Origin of the sequence: Streptococcus orisasini, assembly GCF_001431045.1 — a bacterium.
Lineage (GTDB): Bacteria > Bacillota > Bacilli > Lactobacillales > Streptococcaceae > Streptococcus > Streptococcus orisasini.
Genome location: NZ_BCLE01000028.1, coordinates 28,071 through 52,250, shown reverse-complemented (window position 1 = coordinate 52,250; position 24,180 = coordinate 28,071). Strand labels below are relative to the sequence as shown.

At 40.5% G+C, this 24,180-nt stretch carries 24 protein-coding genes; 16 read left to right on the top strand and 8 right to left on the bottom strand.

The genetic code is table 11. The annotated features are described in order from the left end of the window. Nucleotides 1-32 precede the first annotated feature (32 nt). The 7 genes from SCSH_RS05195 to SCSH_RS05165 all read left to right on the top strand — a co-directional run bounded on the left by SCSH_RS05195 (nt 33) and on the right by SCSH_RS05165 (nt 6,719). Nucleotides 33-689, top strand: coding sequence for a YczE/YyaS/YitT family protein (locus SCSH_RS05195; protein ID WP_057490830.1), 657 nt, complete (start codon nt 33-35; stop codon nt 687-689). 70 nt (nt 690-759) lie between these two features. After that, nucleotides 760-1,884: an AI-2E family transporter gene (locus tag SCSH_RS05190; protein ID WP_057490829.1), complete on the top strand. Its 1,125-nt coding sequence runs from the start codon at nt 760-762 to the stop codon at nt 1,882-1,884. Between the two features lie 124 nt (nt 1,885-2,008). Next, a complete protein-coding gene (locus SCSH_RS05185) occupies nt 2,009-2,860 on the top strand; it encodes a Cof-type HAD-IIB family hydrolase (protein ID WP_057490828.1) in 852 nt (283 codons plus the stop codon). A 175-nt stretch (nt 2,861-3,035) separates the two neighbouring features. Further along, nucleotides 3,036-4,001, top strand: coding sequence for a zinc-binding alcohol dehydrogenase family protein (locus SCSH_RS05180; RefSeq protein WP_057490827.1), 966 nt, complete (start codon nt 3,036-3,038; stop codon nt 3,999-4,001). After that, entirely contained in the window at nt 3,998-4,480 is a 483-nt protein-coding gene (locus SCSH_RS05175; protein ID WP_057490826.1) for a MarR family winged helix-turn-helix transcriptional regulator, read from the top strand. The genes SCSH_RS05180 and SCSH_RS05175 overlap by 4 nt, the downstream gene beginning before the upstream one ends. Continuing rightward, entirely contained in the window at nt 4,477-5,202 is a 726-nt protein-coding gene (locus SCSH_RS05170) for an ABC transporter ATP-binding protein (protein WP_057490825.1), read from the top strand. Before SCSH_RS05175 ends, SCSH_RS05170 begins: the two co-directional genes overlap by 4 nt. Next, entirely contained in the window at nt 5,199-6,719 is a 1,521-nt protein-coding gene (locus SCSH_RS05165; RefSeq protein ID WP_057490824.1) for an ABC transporter permease/substrate-binding protein, read from the top strand. Before SCSH_RS05170 ends, SCSH_RS05165 begins: the two co-directional genes overlap by 4 nt. Before the next feature lie 137 nt (nt 6,720-6,856). Here SCSH_RS05165 and SCSH_RS05160 read toward each other — a convergent pair whose 3' ends face one another. The 4 genes from SCSH_RS05160 to SCSH_RS05145 all read right to left on the bottom strand — a co-directional run bounded on the left by SCSH_RS05160 (nt 6,857) and on the right by SCSH_RS05145 (nt 10,180). After that, on the bottom strand, nt 6,857-8,098 hold the full coding sequence (locus SCSH_RS05160; RefSeq protein ID WP_057490823.1) for an NAD(P)H-dependent oxidoreductase: 1,242 nt from the start codon (nt 8,096-8,098) through the stop codon (nt 6,857-6,859). A 243-nt stretch (nt 8,099-8,341) separates the two neighbouring features. Beyond that, nucleotides 8,342-8,944, bottom strand: coding sequence for an NADPH-dependent FMN reductase (locus SCSH_RS05155; protein WP_057490850.1), 603 nt, complete (start codon nt 8,942-8,944; stop codon nt 8,342-8,344). Nucleotides 8,945-8,968: 24 nt separating this feature from the next. Next, nucleotides 8,969-9,904, bottom strand: a complete 936-nt coding sequence (locus SCSH_RS05150; RefSeq protein ID WP_057490822.1) for an FAD:protein FMN transferase — start codon at nt 9,902-9,904, stop codon at nt 8,969-8,971. Between the two features lie 90 nt (nt 9,905-9,994). Next, nucleotides 9,995-10,180 (bottom strand): 4-oxalocrotonate tautomerase, encoded by a 186-nt coding sequence (locus tag SCSH_RS05145; protein ID WP_057490821.1) that lies wholly within the window; start codon nt 10,178-10,180, stop codon nt 9,995-9,997. A 482-nt stretch (nt 10,181-10,662) separates the two neighbouring features. On the opposite strand from SCSH_RS05145, the gene SCSH_RS05140 reads away from it, so the two are divergent. From SCSH_RS05140 to SCSH_RS05100, 9 genes are all read left to right on the top strand, one after another. Further along, nucleotides 10,663-11,244 carry a thymidine kinase gene (locus tag SCSH_RS05140; protein ID WP_057490849.1) on the top strand — a complete coding sequence of 194 codons (582 nt, stop codon included), beginning with the start codon at nt 10,663-10,665 and terminating at the stop codon, nt 11,242-11,244. Between the two features lie 214 nt (nt 11,245-11,458). Beyond that, nucleotides 11,459-12,538 (top strand): peptide chain release factor 1, encoded by a 1,080-nt coding sequence (gene prfA / locus SCSH_RS05135; RefSeq protein WP_057490820.1) that lies wholly within the window; start codon nt 11,459-11,461, stop codon nt 12,536-12,538. Further along, on the top strand, nt 12,538-13,368 hold the full coding sequence (gene prmC, locus SCSH_RS05130) for a peptide chain release factor N(5)-glutamine methyltransferase (RefSeq protein ID WP_057490819.1): 831 nt from the start codon (nt 12,538-12,540) through the stop codon (nt 13,366-13,368). The genes prfA and prmC overlap by 1 nt, the downstream gene beginning before the upstream one ends. Further along, the gene (locus SCSH_RS05125; protein ID WP_057490848.1) at nt 13,361-13,951 is read left to right on the top strand and encodes an L-threonylcarbamoyladenylate synthase; all 591 of its coding nucleotides are present in this window, start codon (nt 13,361-13,363) and stop codon (nt 13,949-13,951) included. Before prmC ends, SCSH_RS05125 begins: the two co-directional genes overlap by 8 nt. Nucleotides 13,952-13,960: 9 nt before the next feature. Continuing rightward, nucleotides 13,961-15,223, top strand: a complete 1,263-nt coding sequence (gene glyA, locus SCSH_RS05120) for a serine hydroxymethyltransferase (protein WP_057490818.1) — start codon at nt 13,961-13,963, stop codon at nt 15,221-15,223. Beyond that, a complete protein-coding gene (locus tag SCSH_RS05115) occupies nt 15,220-16,197 on the top strand; it encodes a nucleoid-associated protein (protein WP_057490817.1) in 978 nt (325 codons plus the stop codon). Before glyA ends, SCSH_RS05115 begins: the two co-directional genes overlap by 4 nt. Nucleotide 16,198: 1 nt before the next feature. After that, nucleotides 16,199-16,804, top strand: a complete 606-nt coding sequence (locus tag SCSH_RS05110) for a lysozyme family protein (protein ID WP_057490816.1) — start codon at nt 16,199-16,201, stop codon at nt 16,802-16,804. An 18-nt stretch (nt 16,805-16,822) separates the two neighbouring features. After that, nucleotides 16,823-18,553 (top strand): ABC transporter ATP-binding protein, encoded by a 1,731-nt coding sequence (locus SCSH_RS05105; RefSeq protein ID WP_057490815.1) that lies wholly within the window; start codon nt 16,823-16,825, stop codon nt 18,551-18,553. After that, nucleotides 18,553-20,298 carry an ABC transporter ATP-binding protein gene (locus tag SCSH_RS05100; RefSeq protein WP_057490814.1) on the top strand — a complete coding sequence of 582 codons (1,746 nt, stop codon included), beginning with the start codon at nt 18,553-18,555 and terminating at the stop codon, nt 20,296-20,298. Before SCSH_RS05105 ends, SCSH_RS05100 begins: the two co-directional genes overlap by 1 nt. Nucleotides 20,299-20,370: 72 nt before the next feature. Here the strand turns inward: SCSH_RS05100 and SCSH_RS05095 are convergent, their stop codons facing one another. From SCSH_RS05095 to SCSH_RS05080, 4 genes are all read right to left on the bottom strand, one after another. Next, nucleotides 20,371-22,086 (bottom strand): phospho-sugar mutase, encoded by a 1,716-nt coding sequence (locus SCSH_RS05095; protein WP_057490813.1) that lies wholly within the window; start codon nt 22,084-22,086, stop codon nt 20,371-20,373. Nucleotides 22,087-22,181: 95 nt separating this feature from the next. Continuing rightward, the gene (locus SCSH_RS05090; protein ID WP_057490812.1) at nt 22,182-22,754 is read right to left on the bottom strand and encodes an ECF transporter S component; all 573 of its coding nucleotides are present in this window, start codon (nt 22,752-22,754) and stop codon (nt 22,182-22,184) included. A 76-nt stretch (nt 22,755-22,830) separates the two neighbouring features. Continuing rightward, on the bottom strand, nt 22,831-23,370 hold the full coding sequence (coaC, locus tag SCSH_RS05085; protein ID WP_057490811.1) for a phosphopantothenoylcysteine decarboxylase: 540 nt from the start codon (nt 23,368-23,370) through the stop codon (nt 22,831-22,833). Further along, nucleotides 23,363-24,049: a phosphopantothenate--cysteine ligase gene (locus SCSH_RS05080; RefSeq protein WP_057490810.1), complete on the bottom strand. Its 687-nt coding sequence runs from the start codon at nt 24,047-24,049 to the stop codon at nt 23,363-23,365. The genes coaC and SCSH_RS05080 overlap by 8 nt, the downstream gene beginning before the upstream one ends. Nucleotides 24,050-24,180 lie beyond the last annotated feature (131 nt).

The window sequence follows — 24,180 nt, the reverse complement described above, 5'->3', positions numbered from 1 at the left end:
TGCTGTAAGATTTTAGAAAGTTTGGTGAAAAGTTGAATTCAAAGAAAATAGGATTAAAGCAGGTGCTGATTTATTTGCTGGGAAATATCATTTTGGCAGCGGGAATCTGTCTGAATACTAAGACACACTTGGGAGTATCCCCTGTTATTTCAGTAGCCTATAATGGTGCACAAATTTTTAGACTCTCGATTGGGGTAGCCACCTTTGTTTATTACTGTTTTTTGATTTTCTTGCAATACTGCCTTTTAAGAAAGAATTTTGAAGCTGTGCAGCTATTGCAGGTTATCGCTAGTTTTTTAAGCAGTTTTTTTATCCAAATTTATGACACTATTTTCCCTGTCCCAGAAAGTCTCCTGTCCAAGTGGCTCTTGCTCTTTATAGCTATTATTTTAACTGGAATCGGCGCTTCTTTAACCATTGCTATGCAGATTATTCCTAATCCTGCAGATGGCTTGGCAAACACCCTGGGTTTTGTCTGCCGCAGAAATTTTGGCTTTGGTAAAAATCTTTTGGATGCCATTTGTATTTTCATCGCCTTATTTTTAGGCTGGTTTTTCAGGCGAAGTTTTTTAGGTATTGGTTTGGGAACAGTAGTGGCTATGCTGATGACAGGACGCGTTATTGCCTTTTGCCATCCTTACTCAGAAAAGCTGTTTAAAAAATTACAAAATCACACCGCAAAAGTCTAACTGCTAGTAAATTGCTTATTTTTAGGCAATAAGAATTCCCTTAAAGAAATTTTAGTGTATAATAACAGTTATGAAAATTAAAAAATCCTATATTGCTTATCCTGTTTTTGTTTTTCTGATTTGCTATGCTCTTGTAGCAAACTGGTCAACAGGAGCTAAACTATTAAATACCTTTTTGGCTGCTCTTTCTCCTTTTTTGACAGGAGCAGCTATCGGCTATATTGTGAATATTGTCATGAGTGCCTATGAAAAGCTATATGACAAGCTCATAAAGCCGCCTCGCCTGCAAAAGGTCAAGCGCCCCTTAACCATGATTTTGGCTTATGCTACCTTTGTTCTTGTTGTAACCTTGATTTTCACTATTGTATTGCCGGATTTGATTGCTAGTATTCAGTCGCTCTTAGCTATTAATCCTAAAGATGTTCAAGAGTTCATCAAAGATGTTCAGCACAACAAATGGGTTTCAAAATTTTTAACCACTTTTGGGTCAGATGCTCAGCTTGGCAGTTTAATTTCAAACTACAGCCGTCAGATTTTAAGTCAGTTTTTAGGAGTACTGACCAATATCTTATCTTCGGTGACTTCCATTGCCTCGACTTTAATTTCTATTTTTGTTAGCATCATTTTCTCCATGTATGTTTTGGCCAATAAGGAAAAGTTGGGCTATCAGTTTAATCTTCTAGTGAATACCTATCTTGGCAAGCATGCTGAGAAGGTGCATTATCTCCGTGCTATCTTACATGAGCGTTTTCATGGCTTTTTCGTTGGGCAAACCTTAGAGGCTATGATCTTGGGTAGTCTGACTGCACTGGGAATGCTGCTGCTTGGTTTGCCTTATGCAGCAACTATCGGTATTTTAATTGCATTCACAGCCCTAATACCGGTTGTAGGAGCCTACATTGGGGTGACTGTCGGTGTCATTCTCATTATGACCCAGTCATTTTCACAGGCCATTATTTTCCTAGTCTTTATCGTCCTTTTGCAGCAGTTTGAAGGCAATGTTATTTACCCTAGAGTTGTTGGCGGATCGATTGGTTTGCCATCAATGTGGGTGCTTCTAGCTATTACTGTTGGCGGCGCCTTGGCAGGGATTATCGGTATGCTGGTAGCCGTTCCGATTTTAGCCAGTCTTTATCAGATTATTAAAGACCATGTTTATAAGAAACAAGCTCAAAACCAACACCAAGGCAATTAAAAACCTTGGTGTTTTGCTGTTCTTTCAAGATAGTATAATAGTATCAGATATTAAGAGAATGACACTATCTTTTTACAAACAGCATCATTTATAATAAAACTAGAAAAACATTAGGAGTAGGTACATGAGTAGAAAAATTATTTTTTTAGATGTGGACGGAACTCTGGTAGATTACAACAACCGCATCCCGCAGTCAGCAATAAGGGCCATTCGCAAGGCGCGCCAAAACGGACATCTGGTATTTGTCTCAACAGGGCGCAGCCGGGCAGAAATGCAACCTGAACTTTGGGACATCGGTCTTGATGGTATGATTGGCGGCAACGGATCTTATGTGGAATATGATGATCAGGTTCTTATGCATCAGCTGATTTCTCCAGCGCAAGCTAAAGCGGCCGTTGATTGGCTGCATAAACGCGGTCTGGAATTTTACTTAGAAAGCAACAATGGACTTTTTGCCAGCGAAAACTTTAAGGAGCGTGCACGGGAAACCTTAAGAATTTATGCCATGCGCAAGGGGAAAACATCGGCTGAAGTTGAAAATCAGGAAGTCGAAGATGCCATACACGGTCTTATTTTCGGTGGCCGTCTTTACCGTGATGATCTCAATAAAATCAGCTTTGTCCTTGATTCTTATCAAGATTACCTAGATGCGCAAAAGGCCTTTCCGGATTTAAAGGTTGGAACCTGGGGCGGCCGCGGTGAAACTGCATTGTTTGGCGATCTGGGTGTTAAAAATATCACCAAAGCTCATGCTATTGATGTGCTCTTACAGCATTTAAAAGCCGATAAAAAAGATACCATTGCCTTTGGTGATGCCAAAGTTGATATTCCTATGCTGGACTACTGTGAAATAGGGGTTTCCATGGGCAATGGCGGACCTGAAATTTTAGCTATGGCTGATATGGTGACAGACGATGTGGAAGAAGACGGACTTTACAAAGCTTTTGAAAAATTAGGACTTTTGAGTTCAAAATGATACCAATTGTAAAGATAATGCTATCGTACTAAAATCCCTGACTTATATTTTAGTGATATAGTAAAAAAGATTGGACAATCCAATCTTTTAAAATAGATTTATAATAGTCAAAATATTTGACTATTATAAATTGACATGTTAAACTAAATCTAATCTTTATAGTAGGAGGTTGATGATGAAAGCAGTGCTTGTTGAACAACCAGGAACATCAGAACAGTTAAAAATTGTTGAAAGAGAGATTCCTAAAATTAAAGAGGGCTGGTCGTTGGTCAAAATCAAGGGATTTGGCATCAATCGTTCTGAAATTTTTACGCGCAAAGGTTACTCGCCATCTGTTGTTTTCCCAAGAGTTTTAGGCATTGAATGTGTTGGTATCATTGAAGAGACTTCGGATAAAAATCGTTTTTCCCATGGACAAAAGGTTATTTCGATTATGGGAGAAATGGGAAGAGCTTTCGATGGTAGTTATGCTGAGTATGTTCTGCTGCCTAATAAACAAATTTATCCAGTTACAACTGATTTAGCTTGGGATAAGTTGGCAGCAGTTCCGGAAAGTTACTATACTGCTTACGGGGCCTATAAAACCTTAAATTTGAAAAAGGAGGACCGTGTTCTCATACGAGCGGGAGCAAGTGGTGTTGCCCAAGCCTTTCTCAACTTGCTAAAGGCTTCGCTGCCTGAAATTAAAGTGACTGCCAGTGTACGTTCTCTAGAAAAAAAGGAACAGCTCTTAAACAGCGGTTATGACGATGTCATTAGCGATCATAAAGGCTGTTTGCAAACAAATCAAAAATTTGATAAGATTTTGGATTTGGTAGGTCCTGCCTGCATCGATGATACTTTAAAGCATGCTGCTAAGGGTGCTGTTGTCTGTATTGTCGGTTTATTAGGCGGTCAATGGACTTTAGATAATTTTGATCCCATCATGGCTCTGCAAAACAATGTTTACTTAACAGCTTTCTATTCTGGGGATGTGGATTTAATTAGATTGCAAGAACTCTTTGATTTTATTGCTAAATATAATGTTTCTGTTAAAGTAGAAAAAATTTTCACCATTGATCAAATAAAAGAAGCACATGATTATCTAGAAAGTTCACAAGCTTTCGGCAAAGTTATTGTTTTAAATGGAGATGCCTCATGACAGCAGAGCAAAAAGATAACAAACACTATTTGCGCATCTTTGATCAACAGATGTCTCTTTATGAGCACTATGCTCGAAAAAATGGTCTTCAAAGTAAGTCTTTGTTTATACTTCTTTGGCTTTATTACAGCCCACGGGGAATTACACAGAAGCAGATTGTCGAAAAGACCTATTCTACTAAGCAGGTTGTCAATGCTAGCTTAAAAAGATGGCGAGAAAAGGATTATATTACTTTTCTTGAATCACAAACAGATCACCGTGAGAAAAAAATGATTTTATCGCCTAAGGGTCAAAAATATGCCAAATCTATTATTGATCCCTTGGAAAAGATCGAAGAAGCAGCTTTCAACAGTTTATCTGTTCAAAAACAAAAGGCAATGATTCAGCTGACAGATCATTATTATCAAGCTTTGTTAGCACATATGCAATATTATTTTGTTCAAAAAGAAGCTGAAAAAACCACAAAGGAGAAACCATGATTCGTTTTGAAAATGTCAGCAAATTCTATGGTCGTGAGAAGGTATTAGATGACCTCACTTTTGAAATTGCTGAGGGAGAATTTTTTGTCTTGATTGGCCCCAGTGGCAGCGGCAAAACGACTACTCTCAAAATGATTAATCGCTTAATTGATCCCAGCCAAGGAGCTATTTATTTAAAGGGCAAAAAAATTAATGAGATTTCTTTAAGGGAGCTGCGCTTAGATATGGGTTATGTCTTACAGCAGATTGCCCTGTTCCCAAATTTGACTGTCAGAGAAAACATTGAATTGATTCCGGAAATGAAAGGCTGGTCAAAAGCGCAGAGGCTTGAAAAAACGAAGGGTTTACTGGATAAGGCCGGACTGCCAGCTGATAAGTATTTAGAGCGCTATCCGCGGGACCTTTCAGGTGGTGAACAGCAGCGTGTGGGTATCCTGAGAGCTATTATTGCTAATCCACCTATTCTTTTAATGGACGAGCCTTTTTCAGCTCTGGATCCTATTTCTAGAAAGCAGCTGCAGGATTTAACGCTGTCTTTGCAAAAGGAATTAGGAATAACTGTTGTTTTTGTGACCCACGATATTGAAGAAGCAAAAAAATTGGCTGATCGTATTGCTGTTTTTCAAGAAGGACAGATTATTCAAGTAGCTAATCCTAAAGACATGGCAAAAAATCCTGCCAATGACTTTGTGGCGGATCTATTTGGAGGTGACCGAAAATGACAGATTTAATTACTACCTTTCAAGATCGCTTTGGTGATTGGCTGCAGTCCTTGCTGGAACATTTGCAAATATCTTTGCTATCGCTTTTGATGGCCATTATTCTGGCTGTTCCTTTAGCCATTTTTATCAGTCATCGTAAGAAACTCTCTGAAGCTATTTTACAAATTTCAGGAATCTTCCAGACTATTCCTTCTCTGGCCCTTTTAGGGTTATTCATTCCTTTTATGGGGATTGGAACGGTGCCAGCAGTTGCGGCTTTGATTATCTATGCCCTTTTCCCAATTTTACAAAATACAATCACTGGACTGACAACTATCGATCCTAGTCTGGTTGAAGCCGGTCAGGCCTTTGGTATGACCAAGTGGGAACGACTGAAAAAATTTGAGCTGCCCTTGGCTATGCCAGTTATCATTTCTGGTGTCAGAACAGCGGCTGTTATGATTATTGGAACGGCAACTTTGGCGGCGCTGATAGGTGCTGGCGGTCTTGGCTCTTTCATTCTCCTTGGGATTGACCGCAATAACAGTTCTCTGATTTTAATTGGGGCTATTTCTTCAGCACTTTTGGCTATTGTCTTTAATCTAGCTATTAAATTTTTGGAAAAGGCTTCGCTGAGAAAGATTATGCTTGCTTTTGTGCTGATGCTGGTAGGCCTAGGAGCTTCCTATCTTCCCAATATCATTAAGGCCAGCCAGAGTCAGGAGGAAATTGTTATTGCAGGGAAATTGGGATCTGAACCTGAAATCCTGATTAATATGTACAAGGAATTAATTGAGCAAGACAGCAATCTGTCAGTAAAAATCAAACCTAATTTTGGAAAAACAAGCTTCCTTTATGAGGCTCTTAAAAAAGGTGATATTGATATTTATCCAGAATTTACAGGGACAGTTACGGCCAGCCTACTAAAAAATCCGCCTAAAGTTTCTAATAACTCGCAAATGGTTTATAAAGCAGCGCGTGATGGTATTTTGAAGCAGGATAATCTCGTCTATCTAAAACCGATGAAATATCAAAACACTTACGCTGTAGCCGTTAAGAAATCATTTGCCAAGGAAAATGGCCTAAAAACCATTTCTGATTTGAAAAAGGTTGCAAACACAGCAAAAGCAGGCTTTACCTTGGAATTTAACGATCGAGAAGATGGGAATAAAGGTTTGAAAGATCTTTATGGCCTTAATCTGCAAGTTAGGACAATGGAACCTGCTTTGCGTTATCAAGCCATCAAGAGCGGTGATATTGATATTACAGATGCTTATTCCACAGACTCAGAAATAAAAGAATACGGTCTAGTCACTCTTAAAGATGATAAAAGCCTTTTTCCACCTTATCAAGGAGCACCTTTGCTCAAAAAGAAATTGTTGCAGAAACATCCAGAGTTAAAGAGGATTTTAAATCGCTTGGCTGGAAAGATAAGAGAAGACCAAATGAGCGACATGAACTACCAAGTTAAAGCAAAAGGGAAATCTGCTAAAACAGTGGCCCACAATTATCTGAAAAAAGCAGGTCTGCTGGATTAAAGGATTCTTGCCTGATCTGCATTGATTTTAAAAAAGAGTGGATAGAAATATTTTCTATTTTTAAAGCTAGCTAAAAAGACGAAGATAAGCAGTACTTAAACCGTTTATCTCCGTCTTTTTTTATTTTTGTCTGAAAATCAATGGGCAGAAGCACCAGATGTTGCATCGGCAGCTCCTGAGTCACTGCTGTCGGATGCACCTGAGGTTGCATCAGCACTGCCGCTGTCAGAAGCACCGGAAGTTGCGTCAGCCCCTGCAGCACCACCGACCAGTCTTTGACCAGTTGTTTGCAGATACCAATCTAGCCAAGGTTTAAAGTTAAAAACAATTTCATTGATACCTGCAAAGGAACCATCTGGATAATACATTGCTTGGTAATTGTGAGTATTGAGCACAGCAGGATTTGGATTAGGAATAAGTGTACGAACGTATTCTTGGTTGCCATTACGGAGAGTTCCAATAACCCACTCAACATTTTTCATCCGTTCAGGCGGAAGACTGTTGTGAACTGTTGACAAACGGCTGCCGGATTGGGATGGTACCCGTTTAGCAAACATAGTATCTGGATCCTGATGAGCATTGTTGTAATAGAGGAATTGATTATTATCATCGGAATAAGTCAATTCAAAAGGCATAGCTTTTAAAAACATGTTGATTTGATCGACTGTTAAAATACCGTGATCAAGTTTGACATAGGTATTGCCGGAAACAGCGCCTGTAACCTCGGCAACTTTTTCAACCCATTCTGGATCGTCTGGGTCAACTTCTGTAACAGATGTTGCAATAGGATGATTGCAGTCTAAGTCTTCTGGTTCAATTGGTTTTGGTTTTTGCAATTTTGACACCACCCCTACATAGCTTACAAAATTATCTAAGCAGGTTTCTAAAAAATCAACAGTCCCTTTGTTAATAATATTGCCATCATCGTCAAAGGCTTCTTTTGCTTTACCAAGCAGAAATTCATTTCCCGGAAGGGTATAGGCATTAACTCCTGGAGCATCCAAAATTTTTCTCAGATGCACCTGAGCGCGTGAGGTTCCTTGATCGTAATAGGAAGCCCCGACAATCATAACCGGTTTGTTTTCGAAAGGATGCACTTCACAAGACAGCCATTCTAAGACGCTCTTTAAAGCAGCCGTAATCGTGTGGTTGTGTTCAGGAGTAGCGATAATAACCCCGTCTGCACGTGTGATTTTATTATATAAGAGCCGCAATTGAAAATTGTCTTTCCAGCTTTGATCCTGATTGAACATTGGAACGTCATCAATTTCCAATAACTCTAATTCAAATTTTAACTTAAATTGTTTTCTGATGTACTCTAATAATTTGCGATTGTATGATTGTTCTGCATTTGAACCTACAAGTCCTACAAATTTCATATTGATTTCTCCTTTAATTAAGATACAAAGGCGTAAGCGACACACAGCAAAATAGGAAAGCTGACGAAGATGCTTGGCATCTAGGAAGTCTTTATCTTTTTGCACAGTGTCGTAGCCGTGTTCAATTAACAAGATACAAAGGGCGTTAAGAAAGCGAGAAGAAAATAGGAGACTGACGCTGTGCGCTGGCACACAAGACAGTCTATCTTTTTCTCGACGCTTTTAGCCCGTGTTCAGTTTGCTTTATAAACTTTCCCAATCAAAATTTTCGGCTTCCTTATGCAGAAGCTCTTGGGCACTTGATAGTTTTTCAGTGATTTTAACAAAAATACGGAAGTCATCAAAGATAGCGTCAAGTTTTTGGAAGGTTTCTAAATCAGCGAGATTGCCATCTTTGTCAAATGCCTGCAGAGAGTGAGAAAGTAAAAATTCATCTGGCAGGACATTGGCTTTGATTTCGGGAGCATTGAGAATCTGCCGTAGCTGCAGTTGAGCGCGTGATGAGCCCAGTGTTCCGTAAGAAGCTCCGGTAATCATAACTGGCTTATTTAGAAGCGGATAAATACCATAGGAAAGCCAAGCCAAAGCACTCATTAATACAGCCGGGATGGAATGATCGTATTCAGGTGTTCCGATAATAACCCCGTCTGCAGCTTTAATTTTTTCAGCTATTTCAATAACTCCCTCAGGGAGCTTTTTGTCAGCTGGTTTATTAAACATAGGGAGATCCTTGATTTCGACTAGTTCAATATCAGCCTTATCAGCAAAGTGTTTTTGCATGTATTGTAGCAATTGACGGTTAGTCGATTTTTTTGAATTTGTCCCAACTAATCCAATAAGTTTCATCATGTTGTACCTCTTTCTTTAGGTTTAGTAAAGGGGGATAAAAGTATCTTTTAAGCCGTTTGAAACGGCGATGCGATTATCTCTGGTAATGATAATGCCTTCGATATGTTCGGTTTGATTGATTGTCCTCATAGCCAGCGGAATCGGCAGGCCAAACAAGCGTGTTGTCCAAATCTCACCGTCAAGCGAGAGCTTTGAGATAATACTGAGGCTGGCCATCTGTGTTTCAATCGGGTAGCCTGTATTTTTATCAAAAATATGATGGTAATCTTTTCCGTTGACTTGCAGATGGCGTTCGTAAATACCGGATGTGACAACAGACTGATTGTAGATTTTAACGATTCCAACATTTTGATTTCTAGGTCTTTTAGGGTCTTGAATCCCAATGTTCCAGAATCCGCCAGGACGCTTTGGATTGGGTCCGAAGACCAAAAGATTGCCACCCAGATTAATCATAGCAGAAGTAGCACCTTGACTTTTTAAGTAAGCAATAATTTTATCAGCAATATAGCCCTTGGCCAAAGCACCCAAATCAATTTTCATCCCCTTTTGAGATAGAAAAACTGTTTGTTTTTCTTCATCCAATATAATATTTTGGGGATTAATAAGAGCTAATTGTTCATTTATTTGAGTTTGGCTGGGAAGCTTGGCATCATCAAATCCAATGTGCCAAGTTTGTACCAGAGGTCCGATTGCAATATTAAGATTGCTTGGCTGATCAAGACTGTGCTTTTTTCCAATTTGAATTAATTCAAATAAATCCGGATGAACAGAAACAGCATTCAGTCCGGCTGAATGATTGACAGTCATCAATTCTGAGTCATCACTGTTAGCACTAAAGCGATGTTCGTAAGTTTTCAAAAGCCGGCAGACAAGTTCAACAAGTTCTTGAGCATTGCTGGCTTCAACCATAATATCAATCGTTGTCCCCATCATATGCAAGGTTTGTTGTGCCTGCAAATTTGTCCACCTCCTTCAACTAATCCTTACCTTTATGATAGCGTTTTCTGAAAATAAAATCAAGTCAAAATAAAAGAGTTAAGTACCGGCTTAACCCTTTTTCTTCATCTCACCGTGCGGGTAATAGGTTCCCTCCGGCATATCATTTATAAAGACGTGGATAGCTTCCTTAGGAGCTTTTGCCACACGGGAAACGACCTCAGTCACTTCGCGGGCAAGTTCAATTTTTTGTTCCTCAGTTCGGCCTTCAAACAAATCAATTTTAACAAATGGCATAAGTTTTCTCCTTTAATATAAGATACAAAGGGCGTGAAGAAATCCGTATAAAAATAGGAAACTGGCGCCGTGTCATAAAGACACAAGGAAGTTTATCTTTTTTACTAGGATTTTAGCCCGTGTTCAATTACATAAGATATTAGGGCGTGAGCGACACAAAGCAAAATAAGCGGTAAGTCAGAAATCTGAGATTTCGTTGACGCACCCTCGTCAGGACGACTAGAACTCTCAACGCCTGCAAGGCTCAGAGAGTTCAGACGTCTACGACGAATTTAAAACCAAGATCCGCAAAACTCTGGGAGAAGCTGTCTTTTTGCACAGTGTCGCAGCCGTGTTTAATTTACAATTGACACCTTTATTTTATCATATTTCCAAAGAATAGGCTCCCTTTAAACTGTCTTTTTATTGTGAAAACTCAGTGCGCCTTTTTAGCTTTTATGGTAAAATAGATGAGATACTAGTATGAGATGAGGTTGAAAGTCTTGGCACAGTTGTATTATAAATATGGGACCATGAATTCTGGGAAGACCATTGAAATTCTAAAAGTGGCTCATAATTATGAAGAGCAGGGTAAGCCTGTTGTTATTATGACCAGCAGTCTTGATACACGGGATGAATTTGGTGTCGTCTCAAGCAGGATTGGTATGAGACGTAAAGCAGTTCCCATAACAGATGACATGGATGTTTTTGCTTACATTGCTAATTTGCAAGATAAACCTTACTGTGTTTTGATTGATGAATGCCAGTTCTTAAGCAAGAAAAACGTCTATGATTTGGCTAGAATTGTTGATGACCTAGATGTTCCGGTAATGGCTTTTGGACTGAAAAATGATTTCCAAAATCATCTCTTTGAAGGGTCGCGCGAATTGTTGCTTATGGCAGATAAAATTGAAGAAATTAAAACCATCTGTCAATTTTGTTCTAAAAAAGCAACTATGGTGCTGAGAACTCAAGGCGGTAAGCCTGTCTATGAGGGCGAGCAGATTCAAATCGGCGGCAATGAAACCTATATTCCCGTTTGCCGGAAGCATTATTTTCACCCGGTTATAGGTGATGGCTGCTAAAAGCAGCTCAGCACCTAACGCCATTTCCTATGGGACAATGCCTAAACCGTGCATTAGGCTGAAGCGAAACAAAATTATCGCTTGTCTCTCTTCAGCCGTCCACCCGGTTATAGGTGATGGCTGCTAAAGCAGCTCAGCACCTAAGGCTATTCTGTTGTTATTGATTATGAGTTTAGTTATTTTGTGATGTAAAGAAGGAGAACTGTTTAAGAAAATGAATATTTATGACCAATTACAGGCTGTTGAAGATCGCTACGAGGAACTGGGTGAATTGCTCAGTGATCCAGATGTTGTCAGTGATACCAAGCGCTTCATGGAACTCTCGCGAGAAGAGGCATCTACTCGCGAAACGGTAACAGTCTACCGTGAATACAAACAAGTCATCCAAAATATCGCTGATGCAGAAGAGATGATAAAAGATGCTGGCAGCGATCCTGAACTTGAAGAAATGGCCAAGGAGGAGCTGAAAGAGTCCAAAGCAGCTAAAGAGGATTATGAAGAAAGACTCAAGATCCTCCTTTTACCTAAAGACCCTAATGATGATAAGAACATTATTCTGGAAATCCGCGGTGCTGCTGGCGGTGATGAGGCTGCTCTTTTTGCAGGAGACCTGCTGAATATGTACCAAAAATATGCAGAAAGCCAAGGCTGGAAATTTGAAGTCATGGAGGCTTCGATGAACGGTGTCGGCGGCATCAAAGAAGTTGTGGCTATGGTTTCGGGACAGTCTGTCTATTCTAAGCTCAAATACGAATCGGGTGCCCACCGGGTTCAGCGGGTTCCTGTCACGGAAAGCCAAGGGCGTGTCCATACTTCAACAGCGACAGTTTTGGTAATGCCTGAAGTTGAAGAAGTAGAGTACGAGATTGATCCCAAGGATCTGCGTGTGGACATTTACCACGCTTCCGGTGCCGGCGGTCAAAATGTCAATAAGGTTGCAACGGCTGTTCGGATTATCCACTTGCCAACCAATATTAAGGTTGAGATGCAGGAGGAACGGACGCAGCAAAAAAACCGCGACAAGGCCATGAAAATTATCCGCGCTCGTGTGGCAGACCACTTTGCGCAGATTGCTCAGGATGAGCAGGACGCCGAACGTAAGTCCACGATTGGGACAGGGGACCGCTCTGAGCGCATAAGAACTTATAATTTCCCGCAAAATCGTGTAACCGACCATCGCATCGGACTGACTCTGCAAAAGTTAGATACTATTTTAGTTGGGAAATTAGATGAAGTTATTGACGCCTTGGTCCTCTATGACCAAACACAAAAGCTAGAAGAGTTGGGTAACTAATGAATTACGCTCAAGCTTTTGCTCAGTATGAAGCGGATTTGGCCGCCAATGGTGAGGAAAAAGAAGCCTTGGCTTACGTCTTTAATGATTGGAAAAGCTGGAGCAGGCTTGATTTTATCCTTCATCAGTCTCGTGAAATACCAGAAGCTGATCTTAGGCAATTAGACAGAATCACAAAGCTGTTAAAACAGCACATACCTGCTCAGTACATTACAGGCAAGGCTTATTTTGCAGATTTGACTTTGGCTGTTGATGAACGTGTCCTTATCCCACGTCCTGAGACTGAGGAACTGGTGAATCTAATTTTGGAGGAAAATCCAGATAAATCATTGACAGTTTTGGATATCGGAACAGGTAGCGGTGCGATTGCTGTCGCACTGGCTAAGACTAGAACAAGTTGGCAGATCAGCGCCAGCGATATTTCTAAGGAAGCTTTACTGCTAGCACAGGACAATGCCAAGTCTAATCAGGCAACGATTACTTTCCTGCATTCGGATGTTTTCAGCCAGATTTCAGATAAATATGATATCATTGTTTCCAATCCTCCTTACATAGCGTTTGAGGACAGAAATGAAGTCGGACAAAATGTGCTGCTGCATGAGCCGCACCTAGCACTGTTTGCTGAAAATGACGGTTTAGCTGTTTATCAAAAGATAGCTGAAGGTGCTGCTGAACATTTGAATGCGGGAGGAAAGATTTATTTGGAAATTGGCTATAAACAGGGAAATCTTGTTTCTGAGCTTTTCCGAAATTATTTTTCGGATAAACGTATCCGCCTTTTGCGGGATAGCTTTGGCAAGGATAGAATGGTTGTGATTGATGATGGATAAGATTGAAGAGGCTTTACTGGCTGGACAGTCGGTTATTCTGCCTACAGAAACGGTTTACGGTCTTTTTGCCAGAGCTTTGGATGCCAAGGCTGTTGCAAATGTCTATGCTCTCAAAAAACGTCCGCCGGAAAAGGCCATGAATTTAAATGTTGCCTCTTTAGAAGACATTTTGGCTTTTTCCAAGGAAGTGCCGGCTTATTTGCCAGAACTCTATCAGGCTTTTTTACCAGGGCCTCTGACCATTATTTTAAAAGCTAATGAAAGGGTGCCAGCTTGGGTAAATTCTGGTTTGCCAACTGTTGGTTTTAGAGTTCCCAGCCATCCATTAACGTTAGCCTATATTAAGAAAGCCGGGTCTCTGATTGGTCCGTCTGCCAATCTATCGGGTCACGGCAGCGGTTTGGATTATGCCAGTGTTCAGGCCAGTTTTGGTCATCAGTTATTAGGCGTTCAAGATGATGAAGCGATTGGAAAAGTGGACTCGACCATTTTGGATATTTCCGGCCCAACCGCTAAAATTTTACGTCAGGGAAATATCACACAGGCTGATATTGAAGCCCGTGTGAATGCTATTAAATTTTAAGGAGAATTTATGATTTTTGATAAAGACAATTATGAAGTGTATGATGCAGAAGTATGGGAAGCCATTCATGCAGAAGAAAAACGACAGCAAAACAATATTGAATTAATTGCTTCTGAAAATGTCGTTTCGAAAGCTGTCATGAAAGCACAAGGTTCTATCTTGACTAATAAATACGCCGAAGGCTATCCAGGCCGCCGCTACTACGGAGGTACAGAATGTGTTGATGTGGTTGAAAGTCTGGCTATCGAACGTGCTAAACAGCTTTTTGGCGCTAAATTTGCCAATGTTCAGCCGCATTCCGGCAGTCAGGCCAATGCTGCAGCTTATATGGCGCTTATCAAGCCTGGTGATACTGTTATGGGACTTGATTTAGCTGCCGGCGGACACTTGACGCACGGATCACCTGTCAGCTTTTCAGGGCAAACCTATAACTTTGTTGCCTATAATGTCGATTCTGAAACAGAATTGTTGGATTATGACCAAATTTTAGAGCAGGCTAAAGAAGTTCAGCCCAAGCTGATTGTTGCAGGTGCTTCCGCCTATTCTCGCATTATTGATTTTGCTAAATTCCGCGACATTGCAGATCAGGTTGGTGCTAAGCTCATGGTTGATATGGCTCATATTGCGGGTCTTGTAGCTGCGGGTCTGCATCCAAGCCCTGTACCTTACGCTCATATTACGACAAGTACGACCCACAAAACCCTGCGCGGTCCACGCGGCGGTCTTGTTCTGACCAATGATGAAGACCTCGCTAAAAAGATTAATTCTGCCATTTTCCCAGGTTTGCAAGGCGGACCTTTAGAGCATATCGTTGCTGCTAAGGCCATCACTTTCAAGGAAAATATGGATCCAGCCTTTAAAGTTTATGCGCAGAATGTTCTGGACAATTGCCAGGCCATGGTTGAAGTCTTCAATGCTCATGATAAGTTCCGTGTAGTTTCAGGTGCCAGTGAAAATCATCTTTTCCTCGTTGATGTAACGCAAGTGGTTGAAAATGGGAAAATTGCGCAAAATATTCTGGATGACGTTCACATTACCTTAAATAAGAATTCTATTCCATTTGAAAAACTGTCTCCATTTAAAACTTCAGGTATCCGTATCGGAACAGCAGCAGTAACAGCGCGTGGCTTTGGTCCTAAAGAATGCCGCAAGGTGGCTGAGCTTATTGTTAAAACCCTTGAAAATACTGATAATGAAGCTGTTTTAGAAGAAGTCCGCCAAGAAGTGAAAGTGCTGACTGATGCTTTCCCGCTTTATGAGAGTCTCGCATGATGGATTTGTATTTAAAGAAAATTGTTATTCACCAATTTACGCCAGATGATACTGAGCTGATTTTTTCGGATAAACTTTTAAGCATCACACCCAAATTAGATGAGTATTTTCGAAAGAAATTAAGCAGGGTCTTTTCAGATGAAGCTAAGCGGGGAAAATTTGAGGAGGATAATGTTTTTCTCAGCTATCTCAGTGAGGACTTCTTGGAAAGTTCCAAGAAAGTCGCCCAGTTGTGGAAGGAAGAATTTGTCATCAGTGACAATCAAAAAACCAATGATTTGATTTTTGTCCAGTTTGACAAGGAAGGAATTGAGCATTTTGCTTTTTTGCGCATCGCTCTAAAGGAAAGTTTAGCACACATTACAGACGGCAGCGACAGCCCTATTCGCCTAACTCAAAATAACCTGCCCAGTGCTGCTCAAATGCCGGATGAAGCCTTGATTATCAATCGTCAGAATAGGCAATATTATCTGATTGAAAAACGAATCAAGCACAATGGTTCTTTTGCCAACTATTTTTCTGAAAATCTGCTTCAGGTTCAGCCTGAACAGTCCGTTAAAAAATCCATTAAACTGATGGAAAAAACGGCTCAAAAGGTAGCTGATAATTTCAATCAGGATGATTTTGCCTTTCAGTCTAAAATGAAATCGGCTATTTATAAAAATCTGGAAGAAGATCAAGAACTGTCTCCGGAAAAATTGGCGGATCAGCTGTTTGATGCCAATTTGACAGCGCGGCTCACCTTTGTTGATGAACTGAAAGAGACGATTCCAGAACCAATCAAGGTAGCTGATATTGATCATTCCCGTCAAATCAAAAAATTAGAAAGCCAAAAGCTGTCACTGTCAAACGGCATTGAGCTTTTGGTCCCCAACAATGTTTATCAGGATGCTGAATCAGTTGAATTTATTCAAAATCAAAATGGGACCTATTCTATTTTGATTAAAAATATTGAAGATATACAAAGTAAGTAATATGAAAAAAAAGCTAGTAAAAGTCATTCTTTTAGGCCTCTTACTCTTAATTGGCTACCAGATTTTTACGACCTATCAGAATGTCAAAAATGTTCTTGCTTACCGTCCTATGGTGCGGGAAATTTTAGATGAAAATGACACAAAAACCAATGAAAATTTGGTCCTGGCCATGATTTACACAGAAACCAAAGGGCAAGAAGACGATCTGATGCAGTCCAGCGAAAGCTCAAGCGGTATTGCCAATACCATTACAGACAACCGTGAAAGTGTCCGGCAAGGAGTGACGGTCCTATCAGAAAACCTAGAAGAGGCACAGAAAAAGAAAACGGATGTCTGGACAGCTGTTCAAGCCTATAATTTTGGTAAAAATTACATTGCCTATATCTCTAAAAACGGTGGCAAAAGCACTATCAAGTTGGCCAAACGCTATTCTAAAACTGTCGTTGCACCCAGTCTTGGCAATAAAAGCGGACAGACCTACCGTTATTACAATCTTGTTGCCTTCTTTTACGGCGGCGGTGAACTCTATAAAGACGGGGGTAATATTTATTATGCCAAGCAGGTCAAACTTAATCTTGCCTTGATTAAGTTTGTCAGTGCTTTTTAGAAGAAAGTGAGTTTTTAGATGAAGCACTTATTCATTTATTTTAAAGGCTATCTCAAAGAAACCATTCTAGGTCCTATTTTTAAGCTTTTAGAAGCTTCTTTGGAGCTTTTAGTTCCGCTGGTTATTGCTAGGATGGTGGATCGTTACATCCCTCATAATGACAAAAATCATCTCTATTTGATGATTTTCTTTCTTGTTTTACTGGCCTTTTCCAATATTATTGTAGCCATCATTGCTCAATTTTATTCTGCCAAGGCAGCTGTAGGCTATACCAAACAGCTCAGTTACAGCCTGTTTGGAAAAATAATGCGTCTGCCTAAGGAAAGCCGAGATGAACTGACAACATCAAGTTTAGTAACGCGGCTGGTCAGTGATACCTTTCAAATTCAGACAGGGATTAATCAGTTCTTGCGTCTTTTTCTGAGAGCACCGATTATTGTTTTTGGCTCGGTTTTGATGGCCTTTTTAATAAATCCGAGAATTACCATTTGGTTTTTCCTTATGGTTTTTGTGCTTTTTGCCTTGGTTTATCTGATGTCTGTTGTAGTAAATCCGCTCTATGACAAGATCCGGCATCTGACCGATAAAATAGTTGGACTGACACGTGAACAGTTAGAAGGAAGCCGTGTCATTCGTGCCTTTGGACAAATACAGGCAGAAGAGCAGCAGTTCCAACAAACCAATCAAGATTATACTAATTGGCAGATTAAAACAGGTTATATTGCAACCTTAATAACACCTTTAACCTATTTGGCAGTCAATGTAACCTTGATAATCGTTATCTGGCAGGGACAGACAGCCATTGAGAGCAATGATTTAAGTCAAGGAATGCTGATTGCCTTGGTCAATTATCTCCTGCAAATTCTGGTTGAACTTCTGAAACTGACCATGCTGGTTTCTTCTTTAAATCAAAGTTTCATCAGCGCCAGAAGAATTGCTCAGGTTTTTGAACAAAAAGAAGAAGACCTAACATCTCCTTTAGTTGTTGAGACAGCAACTGATGACAGTCTTGCCAAAGTCAGCGATATGAGTTTTTCTTATCCCCAGGCAGCTAAAGCAGCCTTAAAAGATATTTCATTTACAGTCCGTAAAAAGGAATTTTTCGGCATTATCGGCGGAACGGGTTCGGGTAAATCTAGTCTAATTCAGCTTTTAATGCGCCTTTATTTACCACAGCAAGGACAGGTCAATCTCTTTCGCAGTGGTAAGAGTGCTCGTACAATTAAAGAATGGCGCGACTGGATTAGTTTAGTTCCGCAAAGAGCTGAGTTATTTAAAGGAACCGTTCGTTCTAATCTAACACTTGGTTTGGATAAAATAGTAGGAGATGAAGAACTTTGGCGGGCGCTTGATATGGCGCAGGCTAGTGATTTTGTCCGTCAAAAAGCAGGCCAGTTGGATGCTCAGGTAGAAGCCTTCGGCCGCAATTTTTCAGGCGGTCAGAGACAGCGGCTGACAATTGCCAGAGCCTTGTTGCGTGATAGACCCTTGCTCATTTTGGATGACGCTACCTCAGCGCTGGATTACTTGACAGAAGCAAAGCTCTTAGCTGCTATTAAGAGAAATCTTCAGGAAACAACTCTCATCATGGTGTCTCAGAGAACGAATAGCCTGTCTAAGGCAGATCGGATTTTAGTTCTAGATCAAGGTAAGCAAGTTGCTCTTGCCAGTCACAAAGAATTACTGGAAACCTGCCCGCTTTATCAGGAGATTCACTATTCACAGCATCCAAAAGAGGAGGGAATCTAATGAAAGCAAGAAGCAATAAGAATACCCTTAGACGGTTGGCGGCTGATATAATGCAGCAAAAATTATTGGTTTTCTGTGCTTTGCTTGGAACCTTTATTCAAGTCGGCTTGACTGTTTATTCGCCAGTTCTAATCGGTCAGGCAGTTGATGCTGTAGTTGCTAAAAATGTTCACGAGCTTTTACCGATGATTTTAGGTAAAATGATTTTGGTTGTTACTTTTAACACCTTGATTCAGTGGGTCAATCCTCTCATTTACAATCGCCTGGTTTTCAAATACAGTCAAAAACTGCGCCAGGGAATGATTGAAAAGCTCTATCGTCTGCCTTTGTCCTATCTGGACAGCCACTCTGCTGGCGATTTGGTCAGTCGCATGACAACAGATGTTGAACAGCTTTCAAATGGTTTGCTGATGGTTTTTAATCAGTTCTTTGTAGGGCTTTTGACGATTTTGTTCACCATTTTGACCATGGCTAAGCTGGATTTTTTGATGATGGTTCTGGTATTGGCACTGACGCCACTTTCTTTATTCGTCGCCCGTTTTATCGCTCAAAAGAGCTATCGTCTTTATCAAAGCCAAACAAAGGCCAGAGGCGCTTTTACGCAGCATATTGAAGAAAGTTTACGGCAGGAGAGTCTCGTTCAGACCTTTAATGCTCAAGAAGAATTTATCGATACCTTTGCCCATCTTAATGATAAGTATGCTAAATATTCACAGGGTGCTATCTTTTATTCGTCAACAGTCAATCCTGCCACTCGCTTTATTAATGCCTTGATTTATGCATTGTTAGCCGGTATCGGAGCTCTGCGGATTATCAGCGGGAGTTTTACTGTCGGACAATTAACAACTTTTTTAAATTATGTCACTCAGTATACCAAGCCTTTTAATGATATTTCATCTGTTTTATCAGAACTGCAAAGTGCTTTGGCTTGTGCTGAACGGTTTTACATGATATTGGATGAGGAAGAGGCCAAGGATGAAGGACAAAAAGAATTGAACAGTCAATCCGTCAAAGGAGCCATTTCCTTTGATAACATTAGCTTTGCTTATAATGATAAGCAGCCCCTCATTCAGGATTTGTCTATCAATGTTCCTAAAGGCTCCAAGGTAGCAATTGTCGGCCCTACAGGGGCTGGTAAGTCAACTCTGATTAACTTGCTGATGCGTTTTTACGATTTGCAAAAGGGTCAGATTTTGCTGGATGGAGAATCGATAACAGCCTATAGTAAAGCCTCTTATCGCCAGCAGATCGGCATGGTTCTGCAGGAAACCTGGCTAAAAACGGCTACTGTCCTTGAAAATATTGCTTTTGGCTGTCCTCAGGCCAGCCGTGAACAAGTCATTGCAGCAGCAAAAGCAGCCAATGCCGACTTCTTTATCAAGCAGCTTCCTCAAGGCTATGATACTTATCTGGCGGATGCTGGGGAATCACTGTCACAGGGACAGCGGCAGCTTTTAACCATAGCGCGGATTTTTGTTGACATTCCTAAAATATTAATTTTAGATGAAGCAACCTCATCTATCGATACACGGACAGAAATTTTAGTTCAAGAAGCCTTTGAAAAACTGATGAAAAATCGAACCAGTTTCATCATTGCTCATCGTCTGTCTACTATCCAAAGTGCGGATCTTATCTTAGTTATGGTAGAGGGCAATATTGTTGAGCAGGGCAGTCACAAAGAACTGATGAAGCAGCGTGGTGTTTATTATCAAATGCAAACAGCTCAAGAGCGCATCACTACTTAAAGCAAAAAGAAAGAGCCCAGATTTGAAAATCTAGGTTCTTTTAATTTAATCAATTTTATCTGTTTCTGCTAATCAGCTGATAAAGTCATTAATTTCTTTTTCAATAGTAGCAATTTTACTTTCAGCATCTGCTAGTGAGTTGCCGACTGTCGCAATGTAGAATTTAATTTTTGGTTCTGTTCCTGACGGACGCACAGCAATCCAAGAATCATCTGTCAGAGTATACTTAAGCACATTGCTTGGAGGTGTTGTCAGCTTTTCGACGCCAGCAGCAGTAGTCGCTGTTTGTGCTTGGAAATCTTCCGTTTTGGCAATAGCCGTCGCATTGAACTGATTAGGACCATTGTCACGGAATTTATCCATGATTTTCTTGATTTCAGCGGCTCCATCAACACCTGATAAAGTAACGGAAATAGTCTTTTCAGCAAAGTAGCCGTATTCTTTGTAGATTTCTTCAATGCCATCAGCCAGAGTCAGACCGCGAGAACGATAGTAAGCAGCAATTTCTGCAACAATAAGTACAGCCTGAATAGCGTCTTTGTCACGTACGAATGGTTTGATGAGATAGCCGAAGCTTTCTTCAAAACCAAACATATAAGTGTGATTGTGATGATCTTCAAATTCCTGAATCTTTTCAGCGATAAACTTAAAGCCGGTCAGAACATTGAACATGGTCGCACCATAGCTTTCGGCAATCTTAGTTACCAACTCAGTTGATACGATAGATTTGCAGAGCGCTGCATTGGCAGGTAAAGTACCAGCTGTTTTATGTGCTTCAAGGATGTATTTAGCAATAATAGCACCGATTTGGTTCCCTGAAAGATTCTTGTAAGAACCATCTGCCTGACGAATTTCAACTCCCAAGCGGTCAGCATCTGGGTCAGTTGCAACCAGAACATCAGCATCAACTTGACGACCCAGTTCTTCAGCCAGTGAGAAGGCTTCTTGATTTTCTGGGTTTGGTGATTTTACAGTTGAAAAGTCAGCATCTGGCACAGCCTGTGCTTCCACAACCTGTACGGATTCAAAGCCAGCCTGAGCCAGCGCACGGCGAGCCAGCATTTCACCGGTACCGTGAAGCGGCGTGTAGACAATCTTCATATCTTTGCCATAGTCATCAATCAGTTTTTGATTGATATTAACACCCTTAACTTCTTTGAGGTACTCAGCATCAACGGCTTCACCAATGACTTCAATAAGTCCTGAAGCCTTACTTTCTTCCAAGTCAGCCAATTCGATAGCAAATGGATCATCAATGGCACGGATAAAGTCAGTCAGAGCATCGGCATCACTAGGAGGCATTTGACCGCCGTCTTCTCCATAAACCTTATAGCCGTTAAATGGCGCAGGATTATGACTGGCTGTAACCATGATACCTGCAAATGTACCTAAGTGGCGCACAGCAAAGGACAGTTCTGGTGTAGGACGCAGCGATTCAAAAACATAAGCCTTGATGCCATGCTGAGCTAAAACCTGTGCTGATTCAAAGGCAAATTCTGGAGAGAAATGACGGGAATCATAAGCAATGGCGACACCGCGTTTTTTAACAGCCTCACCCTTGGTTTCGATTAATTTTGCCAATCCTTCAGTTGCTTGGCGAACAACATAAATATTAATACGGTTGGTACCGGCACCGATATAACCGCGCATACCTGCTGTACCAAATTCAAGATTTGTATAGAAGGCATCTTCCTTGGTTTTTTCGTCCATTGCAAGCAGCTCTTCGCGAAGATAGGCAGGAAGTTCAGCGTAATCGAACCATTTTTGATAAGTTTCTTGATATGCCATAATAGTGCAAGACTCCTTTTTGAAAATTTCCGTTAATTTTAATTAACCGCTTTCATTATACCACTTTCAGCAAAAAAAATCACGCCTTCACGTGATTATTTTTTTACTTTTATCAATCGAGGAACAATGATTACAGTTAGGGCTGCCGAGATAATTAATTCTACGATAGAATTTGCAGAAACAATGCTAGCCAGCATGGCTTGAATATTGCCACCATACACCGAAGCAAAGAAAACAAAAATACCAGTCAAAACAAAAACTGTGTTTGTCGCCGATCCAACTGCACCAGCTAAAACAAGTCCCAAACGGTTTTGCAGCACTTTGTAAACAAAATAAGGGAAAATACCGATAAGAATGCGAGGAACCAAGGCCACAATCAAAGATTTAAAATTGCCGTGCTCTACAAAAGGTGAAAAGAGATAGCTGGTTGGCAGTAAAATAATGCTGTTATTAACAACACTAATCATGCCCATCAAACTGCCTAAAATGGCTCCGACACGGGGACCGTAAACGATAGAAGCAATAATAACTGGAATATGGACAATTGTTGGCTTAATCGGAACCGGCCACAGGTTAAAAATAAAACTGGAAAGTAGGTGAATAATCAACATAACCGCAAAAAAGATAGCAATAACAGCGATATCAGATGATTTTCTTTTTTTATTCATGGGATACTCCTTAAAACGGTAAACTATTTTTAGTATACAAGTTTACAGTAGATCTGGCAAGTTTTTCAATAAAATCCTATAAGAAGGCCTCTATTTTTTGGACAATGGTATCTAGGTCTGCCAGAGCTCCGCGCCCCACATCACCGCAGGCCAGAAGGCTTGAGCGAGGCTCTATTTCCTCATAGCCGAATTGTCGCAGCATATCCATATTGTGCTGGGTGGCAGGATTGTCATACATCTTGGTATTCATGGCAGGAGCAAATAGTTTTGGAACTTCCGGCGGCAGGGCTAAAGCAACACTAGTCACCATATTATCGGCAAAACCATGAGCCAAATGAGCAATAGTATTAGCAGATGCTGGCGCTAGTAAGAATAAATCAGCCTTTTTGGCCAGTTCAATATGATTAATAGCCTGGGGATCGTCTTCTTTCATCACATCAGTATGGACGGGGTTTTTTGACAAAACCTGCAAGGTTAAGGGTGTGATAAACTGCTCCGCTGATGCGGTCATTAAGACATTAACATTGTAGCCTAATTTAGTCAGCTGATGACTTAAATCAGCAGCTTTATAAGCTGAGATACTGCCAGAGACAGCTAAGAGTATATTTTTAGTCATGGTCAGTCACCTTCTCAAAAATTAAATCAGCAATTTCAGCCTTTGTCCTTGCCTTATAAGCATTAGTATTATCTAGGAGATAGGCTAGATGGTGGTCTGCTGAAATGTGGCTTAAATCATTAGCCAAAACATAATCCATTTGATTAGAGTTCAGACTAGTGCGTGCCACCTGAAAGAGCTTTTTTTTATCGACATCGACTAAAAGTTTAAAGCCGATTAATTTTATAGCTGGATTCCACTGTTTGACCAAGCTGATAACTTTCGGCGTCTTTTTTAAGAAAAGCACTTGATAATCTGCTTGGGATGAGATTTTGGTTTGCGTATTTTCTTTGGTCAAAAACTGAGCCAAATTGTCAGCATCTTCAACTTCTTCGAAATCAGTCATGTAAACGGGTGTATAGTCGGACACCGCCATGCTGTGAATCAAGACATCGTGTGTTTTGACTAGGGGTTCTAAAGTTTCAATCAAGTCAGCAACTGTTGAGATCTCTACAGTAGATAAGCCTTCTTGTTTAGGAGGTTTTACAGCAGAAGCAGTAGTTACTAAGGTTACTTGGTGCTGTGCAGCCAGAAAGCGCTCTGCTATTTGTTTACCCAAACGGCCTGTTGAGTGGTTGGTAATACCCCTTACTTGGTCGATTTTTTCAGTAGTCCCGCCGGATGTAATCAAAATTTTCATAGTGCTATTTTACTGTAAATTTAAGATTTAGTAAATAAAAAAAGTTCTTACAAATACTCCTGACCAAAACCGATTGCTGATCGAAGCCATCACTAAAATCCATGTAAAAACCGAACATTAAGAATTATTAA

Coding starts and splice junctions, on each gene's coding strand:
- SCSH_RS05190 (WP_057490829.1), top strand. CDS start 760: ATGAAAATTAAAAAATCCTATATTGCTTATCCTGTTTTTGTTTTTCTG.
- SCSH_RS05185 (WP_057490828.1), top strand. CDS start 2,009: ATGAGTAGAAAAATTATTTTTTTAGATGTGGACGGAACTCTGGTAGAT.
- SCSH_RS05180 (WP_057490827.1), top strand. CDS start 3,036: ATGAAAGCAGTGCTTGTTGAACAACCAGGAACATCAGAACAGTTAAAA.
- SCSH_RS05175 (WP_057490826.1), top strand. CDS start 3,998: ATGACAGCAGAGCAAAAAGATAACAAACACTATTTGCGCATCTTTGAT.
- SCSH_RS05170 (WP_057490825.1), top strand. CDS start 4,477: ATGATTCGTTTTGAAAATGTCAGCAAATTCTATGGTCGTGAGAAGGTA.
- SCSH_RS05165 (WP_057490824.1), top strand. CDS start 5,199: ATGACAGATTTAATTACTACCTTTCAAGATCGCTTTGGTGATTGGCTG.
- SCSH_RS05160 (WP_057490823.1), bottom strand. CDS start 8,098: ATGAAATTTGTAGGACTTGTAGGTTCAAATGCAGAACAATCATACAAT.
- SCSH_RS05155 (WP_057490850.1), bottom strand. CDS start 8,944: ATGAAACTTATTGGATTAGTTGGGACAAATTCAAAAAAATCGACTAAC.
- SCSH_RS05145 (WP_057490821.1), bottom strand. CDS start 10,180: ATGCCATTTGTTAAAATTGATTTGTTTGAAGGCCGAACTGAGGAACAA.
- prfA (WP_057490820.1), top strand. CDS start 11,459: ATGAATATTTATGACCAATTACAGGCTGTTGAAGATCGCTACGAGGAA.
- prmC (WP_057490819.1), top strand. CDS start 12,538: ATGAATTACGCTCAAGCTTTTGCTCAGTATGAAGCGGATTTGGCCGCC.
- SCSH_RS05125 (WP_057490848.1), top strand. CDS start 13,361: ATGGATAAGATTGAAGAGGCTTTACTGGCTGGACAGTCGGTTATTCTG.
- glyA (WP_057490818.1), top strand. CDS start 13,961: ATGATTTTTGATAAAGACAATTATGAAGTGTATGATGCAGAAGTATGG.
- SCSH_RS05115 (WP_057490817.1), top strand. CDS start 15,220: ATGATGGATTTGTATTTAAAGAAAATTGTTATTCACCAATTTACGCCA.
- SCSH_RS05110 (WP_057490816.1), top strand. CDS start 16,199: ATGAAAAAAAAGCTAGTAAAAGTCATTCTTTTAGGCCTCTTACTCTTA.
- SCSH_RS05105 (WP_057490815.1), top strand. CDS start 16,823: ATGAAGCACTTATTCATTTATTTTAAAGGCTATCTCAAAGAAACCATT.
- SCSH_RS05100 (WP_057490814.1), top strand. CDS start 18,553: ATGAAAGCAAGAAGCAATAAGAATACCCTTAGACGGTTGGCGGCTGAT.
- SCSH_RS05095 (WP_057490813.1), bottom strand. CDS start 22,086: ATGGCATATCAAGAAACTTATCAAAAATGGTTCGATTACGCTGAACTT.
- SCSH_RS05090 (WP_057490812.1), bottom strand. CDS start 22,754: ATGAATAAAAAAAGAAAATCATCTGATATCGCTGTTATTGCTATCTTT.
- coaC (WP_057490811.1), bottom strand. CDS start 23,370: ATGACTAAAAATATACTCTTAGCTGTCTCTGGCAGTATCTCAGCTTAT.
- SCSH_RS05080 (WP_057490810.1), bottom strand. CDS start 24,049: ATGAAAATTTTGATTACATCCGGCGGGACTACTGAAAAAATCGACCAA.